Raw genomic sequence first — 14,263 nt, 5'->3', positions numbered from 1 at the left:
GACCAAGTCTGGGCAAATCATCTGATTGCTCAACTTGCGTGAATTATATATGACTTATATTTAACTTTTGAATCGCATCATCGGCGAGACGCTATGGTTGCGGGAGTGTGTCTCCTGCAAGTCAAATGCTGGGGACCGAAATGCGATTGACAAATATCTCTGTGACTTGGCGCCTCGCCTTGGCGCTGGCGATACCGCTCGTGGCACTGGCCGGTCTGGCCTATGTCGAAATCAACTCCACCTTCGCTGCTTATCAACATGCGCGCCACCTCAACGTGGTGAGCGCCGACCTCGGTGTGATCGGCGATCTGGTGCATGCTCTGCAGGGGGAACGCGCCGAAGCTGTGGGCCTGCTCGCCTCGAAGGGCAGGGAGCATAAGGCCGAGCTGGAGGCCGTGCGCGGCAAGGCCGCGCCGGCATTGGCGAAGATGGATCAGGTGCTCGCTGATATGAAGGCGGAAGGCGACCCGACACTCCTTCGTCATGAACAGGAGCTTGAGGCGGTCCTGGGAAAGCTAACGGAAATCAGGGCTGCCACGGACAATCTGACATTGGCCTCAACGGCTGCCTTCCTTTACTATACCGATCTCGTTCATCGGCTGATGAATGTCTCGCGTGAGTTTTCGCTCGCGGCCGGCACCAAGGGCATAGTCGGCAAGATGATGGCCTATAGCCTCCTGATGAATGCCAAGGAAGTGGCAGGGCAGGAGCGCAATCTTGGTCATGCTTTCATCGCGGAGGGCAAGTTTGATGAGGCGCATTATTTCGACTTCATCGGCATGTTCGGCTCGCAGAAATCGCTGATCGATCAGTATCTCGAACTGCTTCCCGACACCGATCGCGAGCGGTATCGGCAATCTCTCCACACGCCGGATTCTGAGGCCGTCGAAGACATCAGGGCCAGGATGATGCTTGGTGGGCTGTCAGCCGACCTCAGTGCGCTCGACAGCAGCGAATGGCTTGATCGCTCTGCCCGCCGGATTGAACGCCTCAAGGAACTCGAAAACGAGACCTTGGGGACGATCGTCGTCGATGCTCAGTCCATGGCCGAAGAGGAATACCAACATCTCCTGCGCGTTGCGGGCATGACGGGTTCGGTGCTGACATTCGCTTGCTTCTTCGCAATCTCGCTCTCGCTCACCGTCGTGCGGCCGCTGCGCCGTCTGACCCGCACGATGAATGACCTCGCCGCTGGACGCGTCGATGTGGATCTTATCCAGTCCGACAGCAAAGACGAGATCGGCCAGATGGGCCGTGCCGTCGCTGAATACATTGCCCTTGCCAAGGCCCGGATGGAAAAGGAACGCCAGGAGCAGGAGGACGCGGAGCGCATCAAGCGTCTTGCGGAACAGGAAGCGGAGCGCGAACGAGCCGAACGGGCTGCTGAAATCGCCTTTGCCGTTGCCGAACTTGGCAATGGCCTCGATGCACTGGCTTCGGGCGAAATCGGCTTCCGCCTGTCGAACCCCTTCGCGCCGTCGCTCGATCCTTTACGGTCTAGCTTCAATGGCTCCATGGAGCGACTTTGCCAGGTCATGTCGACGATCCGTCAGAGCACGGGCCAATTGTATGGCGGATCACAGGAATTGCAGCTCGCGGCAGACGACCTTGCACGGCGCACCGAGCGGCAGGCCGCAGCATTGGAAGAGGCTGCTGCGTCGATCACCGAAATCACTGCCACCATGGCCAGCGCAACGCAACGGGCGGAAGAGGCCGGACATCTGGTGCGTGAGGCCACACTCACGACGCAAAGATCCGGAGCCGTCGTCTCCGATACGGTCACGGCGATGCATCATATCGAGCAGTCGTCCGGCCAGATCAGCCAGATCATTTCGGTCATCGATGAAATCGCCTTCCAGACAAATCTCCTGGCACTCAATGCCGGTGTCGAAGCGGCGCGTGCCGGGGAAGCCGGAAAGGGCTTTGCCGTGGTCGCCCAGGAAGTTCGCGAGCTGGCTCAGCGCTCCGCCAGTGCGGCACGGGAAATCAAGACGCTGATCACGCGCTCCGGGCAGGAGGTTCAGGCCGGTGTCCGGCTTGTGCATGAAACCGGCGATACCTTGAAGGGCATCGAGGACCACGTGATGCAGATCAATGATCGCGTCATAGCCATCATCGCCGCTGCCAGGGAGCAGACGGCCGCGCTCAACGAGATCAGCCAGGCCGTCAGCCAGATGGATCAGGTCACCCAGCAGAATGCTGCCATGGTCGAGGAGGCAAGTGCTGCTACCTCGAGCGTGGCTGGCGAAGCGGACCGGCTGAATGGCCAGATTGCACTCTTCAAGCTGCCTGCCAATGAAACGCGCGAGCGCAGCCGCGAGGCTGCCTGACAGTCACGATTGCTTCGTCAGATGAGATTGGCGAGCCGGCAGAATTCCTCGACGCTGAGCGTTTCGGCTCGGCGTTGAGGATCGATCTCGGCCCGTGCAAGCAAAGACTCACCCCCGATCGGCTTCAGGCTCTGCCTGAGCATCTTCCGCCGCTGTCCAAATGCCGCAAGCGTGACTTTCTCGAGCTTGTCGGGATCACAGGGGAGCGGATTTTGGATCGGAGTCAGATGAACGACGGTTGAGGTCACCTTGGGCGGTGGCGTGAAGGCCTGCGGCGGGATGTCGAAAGCCATGTGGGCCTCCGTCCGCCAGCCACAGAGTACGCCGAGCCGGCCGTAATGATTGTCGTCCTCGCGCGCCACGATCCTCTGGCCGACTTCCTTCTGGAACATCAGCGTCAGGGATTGCCAGAAGGGCGGCCATTGGCGTGGCAAGAGCCAGTTGACCAGCAACTGCGTGCCGACGTTGTAAGGCAGGTTCGCGATGATCTTCACCGGCTCGCCTTTGGCGAGGTCCTCGAAATCGGTCTTCAGCGCGTCGCCTTCGATAACCTCAAGCTGGCCTGGATAGTGGTCTGCTATTTCCTGCAGCGCCGGCAGGCAACGCGGGTCGCGCTCGATAGCGATGACCCTTTTCGCCCCCAGAGCGAGTATTGCGCGTGTCAGTCCGCCGGGGCCCGGCCCGACCTCGATGACGGTCACGCCTTCGAGCGGACCGGCGTTGCGCGCCACCTTCTGGGTCAGGTTGAGGTCGAGGAGGAAGTTCTGTCCGAGCGCCTTTTTGGCGTCGAGACCATGACGCGCGATCACCTCGCGCAGCGGCGGAAGTCCATCGAGCGCAGCCATCAGCGGGACGCGCCCGCGTCGCGTGCCATCCGATCCGCCATCTTTAGGGCGGCAACGAGGCTGGTTTCCTTGGCAAATCCGCTACCGGCGAGACCAAATGCCGTGCCGTGATCCGGTGATGTGCGGATGAAGGGCAGGCCCAGCGTGACATTGACGCTGTCGTCGAAGCCCAGCGCCTTTGCCGGGATGAGCGCCTGATCATGATACATGCAGATCGCCACATCATAGCGTCCGCGCGCCTCATCATGGAACATGGTATCAGCGGGCAGGGGACCGAAGGCGTCGATGCCCTCGTCGCGCAGCAAACGAATGGCCGGTTGGATGATGTCGTCATCCTCATGGCCGATCGCACCATTTTCTCCTGCATGGGGGTTGAGACCGGCCACTGCCATACGCGGCGATGCCAGACCGAAACGGGCCTTGAGGTCGCGAGCAACGATGCGGCAGGTCTCCACGATCAGCGCTTCATTGAGGGCGTCGGGGACATCTTTCAGCGGTATGTGGATGGTCACCGGCACGGCCCTTAGCTTCGGACCCGCGAGCATCATGACAGGCACGACCGTCGTCCCCGTGGCCCGCGTCGCGAGATCGGCGAGAAACTCGGTATGGCCGGGAAAACCGAAACCCGCCTCATAGAGTACAGACTTTGCGATGGGATTGGTGACGACCGCGCGCACCTGACCTGCAAGACAAAGGGACACGGCGGTCTCGATGGCAGTGATCGTGCCACGGGCATTCGCCACATGCGGCTTGCCAGCCAAGACGTCAACGCCGGTGGGGATGCCAAGAACCGGAAGCGCCCGAGAGAAGACATCGTTCGCACGCTCCGTACCGGTCTCCTCGACGGCAACCTCGAGCTCCAGTTGACGAGCACGGACCTGCAAGACGGAGGGATCACCGATGTAGAGGAAGGGAGGCACACCGAGCGCGTCGCGCTTCAGCCAGGCCTGCAATGCAATGTCAGGGCCGATCCCTGCCGGGTCACCCTGGCTGAGCGCCAGGGGAAGGGCACCATTGGTCATGCAGCGGCCTTTCGCCGTTTATTGTATTACGATCTGGGCCTTGGAGCGCAGTTCTTCGAGATACTTCTCGGAATCCGGATTCTCTCCCTGCTGCTCCTTGCCGATATCCTCGGCACGGAACACCACTTCTGCCGCCACGTCGTCTGAAACCTGACGCTGGTTGCAGATCGCCAGATACTCGACGCCACGATCGGTCACGCGGGTTCCCGTTGTGCCGCCTTTTGCCTTTTCGATCAGCGGCTTCCACTCCGGCGGGAGTTCCGGATCCATGACGCGACCGAGATTGCGGATCGAGACGTCGAGGTAATTCTTGGCGAACTCCATCGCCTGATCGCAGCCCGGGAAGGAGGCGCGTGACTTTTCGGCTTCCGCCTTGCGCTTGCCGACGATGCCCTTCTTCGAAGCCGGCACCACGAAGATCACCTGCTTCAGGAAGTACTCCGTCGTAACTGGCTTCTGCTTGTTTTCCAGAAGACGGGTAACCAGATCTTGGTTCGACAGTCGCCCGCGAGCGCCTGCGCCATAACGCGCGTTGACGAGACGCGGCCAGCTCATCGAGACGGCGATGAACGCCTTGAAGTGCGCAGCACCAACGCCGGCCTGGTCCAATACGGTGTTCAGCTGTGAAACGGAAAGTTTGTTCGACGAAGCAAAACGCTCGAATGAGGCATCGACATCCGCAGTGCTGACAGACATGCCGACACGGGCGATTTCCTCGCGCTTGAGGGCTTCGTTAACGAGCTCTTCACGGGCAATCTGCTGCAGATTACCGGTGCGACGCTGCAGTCTGAGGAAGGCGACGCGGCGGTTGACATCGCCGCTCGTGATCGCGGTCTTGTTTACGACAGCCACCACCGATGTCGCGGCCTGAGCCGGGACTGGCACAAACATCGGAGTGGGGCTCACGCTCAAAGACAGCGCGATGACGCCTGCAAGCAGCAGTCCGGTGCCCTTCTTCGCATTAGCCATCTGTCATCCTTTCTCCGGAGCGGAACTCGTTGCTGCGGACATAAATCGGCAAGTCGATTTTAGAACTGCCGCACGGATTGCACAATCCATGCGGCAAAACAATGACCTGTCTCGCCGAGATACAAACTCACTAGAACGTGGTGTCGCTCAGGTTGATCTCGCCGAGGGTGCGGAACACCAGTCTGCCGCCGATTGTCCAGTCGTTCGCCGTCGATGCGTTCGGATCATACTTGTCCGAATAGGTGATCGAGAACACCGTGCACTCGTCCGCATAGGAGAGGCCAACGCTGCGACGGTTGAACTTGTCTGCGTCGATGTCGTAGTTCAGCGACCCGAACACTGACCAGTTTTCGGTGACCTTGAAGGTCGAAGACGTGGCGATCGTCTGGTTGTCGTTTCGGAACGAGTATTCAGGACGTGCATCGACCTGGGTGAAGGTGACACTCGTCGTAAATCGGTCCTGCGCATAGGTCGCATTGACGTCGGTCCGACGAACGTCAAGCGACTTCTCGTCCAGACGAATGCCGGCGCTGAGCGACAACCCCATCGGCAGCTCGAAACCTGCTGACGCGACATAGTCCGAAACGTCCGATTCCAGCCCGGAGCTGGCCCCAATCGCAAGAAGATCCTGGGTCGCATATGAGTTCAGCCCTGCAAGATGGTAGGACTGACCTATGACAGCCCTCACGCCGACGCCGTTGTCGAAGCTGCCGGTGTAGCGCATGCCAAGATTGGCCCGCGTCCCACCTTCGACACGGTCGAAGCCGGAAAACTTGTTGCGCGAGAACAGATTGCTCGCGTCAAACACCAGACTCTGAGCATCTTCGTTCGGCAGCTGACCCGCAAAGTCTTCGTTGTTGCGGGCATAAACCTGGGCAATCGGCTCAATGATGTGCGAGCTGTTGGCTGTTGTGATCAGCCAGGGGTAACGAACTTCAACGCCAGCCGTCAGCATACCACGAGTCGGCGCGTCGTCGGTCGTGTAGCCCCCCGTGTAGTTGCCAGGCGCATCCATCGCCAAGCCATAGGCGTCACCGCGCGCAGCCAAGAGTGGCGTGATCTGGAGACCGCCTGGGCCATCGAAGGTCCGCTCCCATTCGAGCTCGCCCGTCAGTCGGTTCATGTGGCCTTTGAGGCCACGATAAACATCGAACGAACCATCGCGGTTGAGGTCGGCAAATTCGCTTGAGAAGCGCGACAGCGAAGTGAAATTCAAGGTGCCCGACAATTGCCCGCCGGCGACGAGCTCTGGCGCATAATAGCTGTAATCGATCACCGGCAGGACAGTGGCCTGCTTCTTTTCCGACGTGTTGTTCATATCGGCGTCCTGCACGTCGAAATAGTAGCCGCGCATGTCGAAGAAGTTACGCTCACCCATTCCAGTCAGGTAAACGACATTGGTATTGGTCGATGCGTTGAGCCCTTCTACGGCATAGGTGCGCGCAAAATTGTTGTCGCTCTGAACCATCACATCCCAGCCGAACGTCCAGCGGGGATTGATCTTGAATTCGCCCTTTGACGCAACGAGACCGCGTGTGTCCCGCGATGCGTCACTGGTCCCTGCTGTGAACTCGTCTGTGTTCAACTGACTGATACCCGCAAAGCGGACATTAGCCTGACCGGTCTCGAAGCGCTGGCGGATTTCGGCCTCAAGCAAAACACCCTGGGCGCTGAAGCCCGTCGCGGTCACCGTCGCGTCGCGGTCGGGAGCGATCGCGATATAGTAAGGCACAGAAATCCCGAAGCCGACATTCTCACCCGAACGGAACCTGGGGAACAGAAAGCCTGTCTTCCGCTTGACGGTATTGTCTGGCACCTCGATGAACGGCAGCGTTACCAGCGATTTGCCGAACAGTTCAAAGCGTGCGCGTTCGAGGCGAACCGTCTTCTTCGTCCCATCCTGAACGACGCGCTCGGCCTTCACCTGCCAGAGTGGTGGACGAGTTGGGTTCTCTGCGCATGGAAGGCAGGCCGTGTAGACCCCCTTATGAAGGATCATCTGGTTGCCACCGACACGCTCGGCAGTCTCGGCGACGAGACGGGTATTGTCGGTCGTCTCGAGACGCAGCGCTCGCAGGAAGCCGTCTGAGAAGTTATCCGTCACGTCCAGCGAGTCCGCATAGATGCGGTTACCGGTCGGCTCGACGAGTTCGATATTGCCGGCCGCAGTAACGCGCCCCGTCTTTTGGTCGTAAACGACCTGACGGGCCACCATCTGGTAGCCGGAATAATTGATCTGAACCGCGCCATTCGCGACGATGCGCTCGGCGTCACGGTCATAAATGAGTTCATTGGCTGCCAGAAGCAGCTTCGCGTCATCAGGGACGTTACCTGCCGCCGACGCGGAGTCGGACAGGCTCTGCGCATGCACGAGAGGCGCTGCGGGCGCCATCGCGCACACAGCGACACTGGTCAGCAGGGCTACTGAGAGCCTCCTGATATTACCGCGGTCTTTTACCGCCACTAACCATCCTCCTTGTGAAGCAGAATCGTTGCCCCCAATGCCATCGCTACGACAACTGGGACCCAGGCCGCAACATATGGCGGCATGACGCCGCTGCTTCCGAATGCTCTGACGAGCACAGAGACAACATAAAGCACGAAGCCTGACAATATTCCACCGAGAATCACCGTTCTCGATTGGTTGATACGGCTGAATTTCAGCGAGACGGTTGCTGCAATCAACGTCATTGCAACCATCAGGAATGGCATCGAAAGCAGTGAATGGAATTGAGTTTCCAAAGCATAGGGGGCTATCCCAAATGATCGGGCCACCTCAATTTTCTGAAAAAGCTCATAAAAAGCAACGCTTTCAGGTCTGGCCAAGCGCTGCTGAACGAATTCTTCGTTGAGATTGGTAGGAACCCGAGCCTCAGCGAGTCGCGTCTGGACCTCGCCGGCACGCGTCTCCAGCACGTCGGTAAGTTCCCAGTAACCATCTTTCAAGGTCGCGGTACGTGCGTCCTGACGCAGGGCGATGCGGCCATCCTTGTCGAAATGCAGCAAAACCGCATCAACAAGCAAAGTCCCATCCTCCAGCACGGCACGCGCGCCCAAGGCGACGTCGGTATCGCCGCTCGACTGGCGAAGCCACGGGATGGGTGCAGGTTTGGCACTGCCTGCAGTCTCACGCCACCGCGTTTCGATTTCCGTCCCTTGGCGCTCGCCCCAGGCGGCGAGCGGATTGATGACAAGCGTCGTCAGCAGCCCGATCAAGGTCGCGCCGATCAGGAACGGCGCCATGAACTGCCAGACCGAAATGCCCGCGGCACGCGCCACCACCAGTTCCGACTTGCGATTGAGCGCAATCAGCGTCGCCATTCCGACGAAAAGTCCGATAAACGGAACGGTCTGCTGCAGGATCAGCGGCAGGCGGAGCGCTGTTAGGTAAAGGACACCCGTGACCGAATAACCCGGGAGATCGTCGAACCTTCCGGACGTCTCGGTGAAGTCGATGAGATAGGTGATCGAGATGACGCCGAGGAAGAACCAGAGCGTCGTGATCATGTAGCGGCGGAAAAAGTAAAGGCCGAGGGTCCAGATCACGCCGTTCCTCCCGCATTCTGGCCAAGCCGCTTCTGCGTCGTGGCGACCGCCCTGTGCAAAAGCGCGGATACCGCTCTCGGAAGGCGCGGGCTACGGTTCGTGACAAGCATGAAGGTGGCAAGCGCACCGCTGGCAAGCGGAACCAGATACTGCAGAGGCACGAAAGCGGTCGATCCTTCCGCAAGCGATGTGACATAGTTCGAAGCCCAGAACAGTGCCAACGCCATAATCAGCGCGGATGCCATGGGATGGAGCCGGGCTTCGCGGTGGGAACGGGCGTCACCGCACATCATCAGGCTGATGACGGCAAAGACGAGAGGGAAGAACGAGGCACTGATGCGCCGATGCAGCTCGGCCGAGAAATCGTTCGGGCTGTTGACATACCGCTCGTCGAGGGGATCCGGATCCGCAAGGTAGACGATATCACGGTCTTTGGCACCGTAGCGCGCCTGACCACGTTCCTCGGAGAGATCCGAAAGATCGAACGCGTATCGGTCGAAACGGATGACGGTTACATCGCCATTCGGCGCCTTCCGCTGTACTTCTCCGTCCTGCATGATGAGGGCCCTGCCGGTTTCCTCGACCGCACCCTCTCGCGCATAATAGATGAGTTCCGACGACGGATCGCGTGAATCCGCCACAAGCAAGCCCTTCATCTGACGGCCCGCCTGCCGCTCCGAAATCTGTACGAACAGCCCCGGCTCGATCTGGCGGAATGTTTTCTCTTCGATCACCGAGGAGAGGAGGTCGGCATAGGCAGTGGCGATCATCGTGCGCACGTTCACGCGCATCGCTGGCTCCACGAAGCCCATCATCACAAACGAGAATATGCTGAGCCCGCCGGCCAGCATCAGAAGCGGGCGCTGGATCGTCCGTCGCGGTGCACCGGCAGCGTCGATGACCGCGAGCTCCGAATCGTTGTTCATCGTGGTCAGCGTATGCGTGATGCCGATGACGAGGGCGAAGGGCAGAACGGTCGCGATGATCGTCGGCAGGATCATCGTTGCCAGCAACATGAAAGACCCAACCGACTGGCCGCTATCCGTCACCAGATTGATACGGCGCAACACCTGCGTGGTCCAGATGATCGCCAGCACCGGCAGTAGTGCCGTGAGGAACATCAGGACAACCCGTCGCAGGATGTATTGTTCGAGTATCTTCATAGGGTTCCCTTGCAGGCGCGACACGCACACATCGCGCCGAGGATTGGCTTTCTCTACGATGGTTGCGGCGATTTGGCGACCGTCGATTGGCAATTTCCCCGGCTTGGTGAAATCCTTTTTTGGATCACCGCGATAAATCTGACACGCCGGGACGGTCGCTGCGGCAAACAGGGGATTGGGCTTTAATCGGATGGCCAAACTCTTGCCATCGTTCGCGAAAACACCATGATCGTTTCAGGATCTCTCCCCATGAATGCAAGGTGCACCAAATGTCGTTGAAACTCTCCGTTTCCTTTGCCAAGTCTCATGCGCCGACAGGAGGGCTGGCCATCCTGTTGACGACCTCTGGCGCCGAGACGCCGGCCGGTGCTTCCGATGCAGATCCGGGCCATGTCTATGCGCGCGCTGCCAAGGCCGGAAAGTTCTCGGGCAAGTCGCTCGCCACGCTGGATATCGTTGCGCCGCATGGTTCCCCGCTCGATCGCCTGGTCATTCTCGGCCTTGGCAAGGGAGAAAACCTCTCCGCCCATGACTGGCTGAAGGCCGGAGGCGTTGCCACGGCAGCGCTGAAGGGGGCCGAGACGGCCACCATCTATCTTGACGTACCCGGACTTGAGGTCTCGCCGAAGGCCGCCGCCGACTTTGCACTCGGCATGCTGCTGCGGGCCTACAAGTTCGACACCTACAAGACCAAGAAGAAGTCGGAGGACGAGGAGGACAAGGCCGACAAGACGATCAAAGTGACCATCGTCACCGCCGAGGCGTCCGCGGCCAAGAAGGCATTTGCCGAAACCGAAGCGATTGCCGATGGCGTCATTCTCGCCCGCGATCTGGTGAACGAGCCCGCCAATGTGCTCGGCCCGCTGGAATTTGCTGCAAAGGCCAAGGAGTTGGAGAAGCTTGGCGTCGAGGTTGAGATCCTGACCGAGAAGGAAATGAAGAAGCTCGGCATGGGCGCGCTTCTCGGCGTGGCGCAAGGCTCGGTCCGTCCGCCTCGACTGGTGGTGATGCAGTGGAAGGGTGGCAAGTCGAAGGAGAAGCCGATCGCCTTCATCGGCAAGGGTGTGGTCTTCGATACCGGCGGCATCTCGATCAAGCCGGCCGGTGGCATGGAGGACATGAAGGGCGACATGGGCGGTGCGGCGGCCGTCACGGGCTTGATGCATGTTCTGGCCGCCCGCAAGGCCAAGGTGAATGCCATCGGCATCCTCGGTCTCGTCGAGAATATGCCCGATGGCAACGCCCAGCGTCCCGGCGATATCGTGACCTCGATGTCGGGTCAGACGATCGAGGTCATCAACACGGATGCCGAAGGCCGTCTCGTGCTCTGTGATGCCCTCTGGTACTGCAACGACCGCTTCCAGCCGGCCTTCATGATCAATCTCGCCACGCTGACGGGTGCGATCGGTGTTGCGCTCGGCAATCTGCATGCCGGCCTGTTTTCCAATGACGACGATCTGTCGGAGAAGCTGCTCGCCGCAGGCCTGACGACCAACGAACGGCTGTGGCGCATGCCGCTCGGCAAGGACTACGACAAGCTCATCGACTCGAAGTTTGCCGACATGAAGAACACCGGTGGGCGGCAGGCCGGCTCGATCACCGCCGCCCAGTTCTTGAAGCGCTTCGTCAAGGACACGCCCTGGGCGCATCTCGACATTGCGGGCACCGCGATTGGTTCGCCGACCGATGAGATCAACCAGTCCTGGGCCTCCGGTTACGGTGTGCGTTTGCTGGATGAACTCGTCCGCGCGCACTACGAATCCTGATGGTGGCGAGCGCAACCGTGGCCGACGTTCTCTTCTACCATTTGACGGAATCGAAGCTGGAAGACGCATTGCCCCCGCTTCTGGAGAAAAGCGTCGAACGCGGCTGGCGCGTTGCGGTCCAGACCCGTGATGTCGACCGGCGTGACCGGCTCGATGTGCATCTCTGGACCTATCGCGATGAGAGCTTTCTGCCCCATGGGACGGAGGACGGCGCTTCACCGGAGCGCCAGCCGGTGCTGCTGACAACCGGCCAGGAGAATGTCAACCAGGCAAGCGTCCGCTTTCTCGTCGATGGCGCCGAGCCACCGGCGGACCTGGCCTATGACCGTATCGTCTTCGTCTTCGACGGTTACGACGCAGAGCAGGTCGATGGCGCCCGATCCCAGTGGAAACGCCTGAAGGGCGAGGGGCATTCGCTGACCTACTGGCAGCAAACCTCGGAGGGGCGTTGGGAAAAGAAGGCCTGACACCCTCAAGTGGCGAGAATGCAGAAGGGCCGCCACAGGGCGGCCCTTCGTCGTTCAGTATGATCTCGTGGTTCAACGGGTGCCCGTAGCTCGTCGCGGCCCGGCCCCAATGTCGTTGGCCGCTGGCGCCGGCGACCTTGCCCGGGACGAGGCGGTATCAAGCTTGAAGTGGCTGATCAGCCGCGACAGGTTGACCGCATCGTCGGCCAGCCTGTTGGTGCTGGCAGTCGTCTCCTCGACCATGGCGGCATTGCGCTGGGTGAACTGGTCCATCTGGCCGACGGCGGTGTTCACCTCCTGCAGCTTGTGGGACTGTTCCTTGGCCGCTGACGCAATCTGATGAACCGATTGGTTGATGTGAACGACATGGTCCCTGATACGCGACAGCGCATCCCCGGTTGCCGTCACCAGACGCACTCCGATGCCTACTTCCTCACCGGATTTGGTGATCAGCGCCTTGATATCCTTGGCCGCGCCCGCCGATCGCTGGGCGAGCTCACGCACTTCCTGCGCAACGACGGCAAAGCCCTTGCCGGCCTCGCCCGCCCGCGCCGCCTCGACGCCGGCATTGAGGGCGAGAAGATTGGTCTGGAAGGCAATTTCGTCGATCACATTGATGATCTGGCCGATCTCGCCCGAGGCCTGCTCGATCCGGCCCATGGCCGCGACCGCATCCCCGACCACCGAGCTTGATTCCTCGGTGCTGCGGCGGGCCTCGTCGACCATGCGTGTCGCCTGAAGTGCGGTATCGGTCGACTGTCGGACGGCTGCGGTGATTTCCTCCAGCGCGGACGAGGTCTCTTCGAGAGCGGCAGCCTGTTGCTCGGTCCGCTTGGCGAGATCGTCCGAGGCGAAGCGCAATTCGCCGGAGCCGGACCGGATCTGATCGATCGAAGTGCGAACTTCCGCGACGACGGTTCTGAGAACCTGCATCGTGCCATTCACATTGCCCTGCAGTTCCGCGAAGGCACCGTGGAACTCGCCACGCATTGCATCGGTCAGATCACCTTCCGACAGGCCGGCGATGACGCGCCGCGTTTCCGCAAGGCCGGTGTCGATCGAGCGCACCAGGTCGTTCATCGAGGTCGCGAAGGCATTGAGATCCGGGAATTCGAAGTCGCGATCGATGCGCTGGGTGAAGTCGCCGGCAATGGCTGCGGCACAAACCTGGCCGATGCTTTCCTGCAATTCGTCGCAGCGCTGTTTCATCCGGTGCTCCTGCGCGTTCATTTCCCGCACCCTGAGACCGTTCTGCTTGAACACGTCGACCGCGCGCGCCATGTCGCCGATCTCGTTCTGCCGCTCGAGATAGGCGATCTCGACATCGAAGTCGCTGCGGGCGAGGCGCCCCATAACCCGCGTCATGCGCTCGATCGGCTTGGTGACATCCCGGCCGACGAACACCATGGCGGCAATGCCTGCGAGAGCACCGACGATCAGGACGGCGATATTGCTCATCAGCGCAAAGCGGAATTCGCTGGCGCTTTCCTGGTACATGGCTTCGGCTGCCGCGACATTGGCGTCGCGGAACGTATCCGCATGACCGTCCATCTCGTCATAGGCGACGACCATTTCGCCGGTCAGCAGCGCCGCTGCCGCCTGTTTGTCGCCGGCGCGGGAGAGTTCGATCATGCGCTCGCCGGCGGCCAGATAGCGCTCGGCGCTCGCCTTGAAGCCTTCGAAGGCCGGCCGTTCTTCCGGCAGGCTGATCATGGCTTCGTAGCGTGCCATTCGGTCGCGGAGCTTTTCGACTTCCCGGGCGACGGCTGCGTCGGCCGCAGCAAGAGTGTCCGGCGTCGTGCTGAGAATGTGGCGGGTCTGCAGGGCACGCAGGTTGGCGATGGAAATGTTCAGACGGTTCGTGATGTCCACGACCGGCACCGACCCTTGGGCGAGCCTTTGGACGTTGGAAAAGACGCCGTTCATCGACATTATTGCGAAGGCGCCTTGGAGGACAAGCAAAAGCAGCAGAAGCGACAGAGCTCCCACGAGGGATGCTTTGATCGAGAGCGTGGTTTTCGTCATTTTCGCTATCATTTCTCGAACTCGCCAGCGCCATCATGACATTTCGCGAAACGGAACCAACCGCAGACAACATCGCTGCGGCGACATACGGCGCCTTCACACGTCCTCTCGCGTGCAAAGCTTCGCCATC

Annotated in this window: 10 protein-coding genes; 3 read left to right on the top strand and 7 right to left on the bottom strand. The window is 60.4% G+C overall.

Features of this window, described 5'->3' with window-relative positions; all coding sequences use genetic code 11:
- The first annotated feature begins 140 nt into the window (after positions 1-140).
- The gene (locus tag AC1PUL_RS10615) at positions 141-2,330 is read left to right on the top strand and encodes a methyl-accepting chemotaxis protein (protein ID WP_480468351.1); all 2,190 of its coding nucleotides are present in this window, start codon (positions 141-143) and stop codon (positions 2,328-2,330) included.
- 17 nt (positions 2,331-2,347) lie between these two features.
- Here AC1PUL_RS10615 and rsmA read toward each other — a convergent pair whose 3' ends face one another.
- The 6 genes from rsmA to lptF form a co-directional block, all read right to left on the bottom strand.
- Positions 2,348-3,175, bottom strand: a complete 828-nt coding sequence (gene rsmA, locus AC1PUL_RS10610) for a 16S rRNA (adenine(1518)-N(6)/adenine(1519)-N(6))-dimethyltransferase RsmA (RefSeq protein WP_480468349.1) — start codon at positions 3,173-3,175, stop codon at positions 2,348-2,350.
- Positions 3,175-4,197: a 4-hydroxythreonine-4-phosphate dehydrogenase PdxA gene (gene pdxA / locus AC1PUL_RS10605; RefSeq protein ID WP_480468347.1), complete on the bottom strand. Its 1,023-nt coding sequence runs from the start codon at positions 4,195-4,197 to the stop codon at positions 3,175-3,177. The genes rsmA and pdxA overlap by 1 nt, the downstream gene beginning before the upstream one ends.
- 18 nt (positions 4,198-4,215) lie before the next feature.
- Positions 4,216-5,166, bottom strand: coding sequence for a SurA N-terminal domain-containing protein (locus AC1PUL_RS10600; RefSeq protein ID WP_480468345.1), 951 nt, complete (start codon positions 5,164-5,166; stop codon positions 4,216-4,218).
- A gap of 130 nt (positions 5,167-5,296) precedes the next feature.
- On the bottom strand, positions 5,297-7,630 hold the full coding sequence (locus AC1PUL_RS10595; RefSeq protein WP_480468343.1) for an LPS-assembly protein LptD: 2,334 nt from the start codon (positions 7,628-7,630) through the stop codon (positions 5,297-5,299).
- Positions 7,630-8,673 carry an LPS export ABC transporter permease LptG gene (gene lptG, locus AC1PUL_RS10590; protein WP_480468341.1) on the bottom strand — a complete coding sequence of 348 codons (1,044 nt, stop codon included), beginning with the start codon at positions 8,671-8,673 and terminating at the stop codon, positions 7,630-7,632. Before lptG ends, AC1PUL_RS10595 begins: the two co-directional genes overlap by 1 nt.
- Before the next feature lie 35 nt (positions 8,674-8,708).
- Entirely contained in the window at positions 8,709-9,875 is a 1,167-nt protein-coding gene (gene lptF / locus AC1PUL_RS10585; protein WP_480468339.1) for an LPS export ABC transporter permease LptF, read from the bottom strand.
- Positions 9,876-10,144: 269 nt separating this feature from the next.
- Here lptF and AC1PUL_RS10580 point away from each other — a divergent pair, with 269 nt between their 5' ends.
- Together AC1PUL_RS10580 and AC1PUL_RS10575 are read left to right on the top strand one after the other, a co-directional pair.
- Entirely contained in the window at positions 10,145-11,641 is a 1,497-nt protein-coding gene (locus AC1PUL_RS10580; RefSeq protein WP_480468337.1) for a leucyl aminopeptidase, read from the top strand.
- A 17-nt stretch (positions 11,642-11,658) separates the two neighbouring features.
- Positions 11,659-12,108 (top strand): DNA polymerase III subunit chi, encoded by a 450-nt coding sequence (locus AC1PUL_RS10575; protein WP_480468555.1) that lies wholly within the window; start codon positions 11,659-11,661, stop codon positions 12,106-12,108.
- 72 nt (positions 12,109-12,180) lie between these two features.
- On the opposite strand, the gene AC1PUL_RS10570 is transcribed toward AC1PUL_RS10575, so the two are convergent.
- Positions 12,181-14,133: a HAMP domain-containing methyl-accepting chemotaxis protein gene (locus tag AC1PUL_RS10570; protein ID WP_480468335.1), complete on the bottom strand. Its 1,953-nt coding sequence runs from the start codon at positions 14,131-14,133 to the stop codon at positions 12,181-12,183.
- Between the last annotated feature and the right edge of the window lie 130 nt (positions 14,134-14,263).

The sequence above is a fragment of the Rhizobium sp. P43 genome, from assembly GCF_056730705.1.
This window is presented reverse-complemented; position numbering and strand designations above follow the sequence as displayed.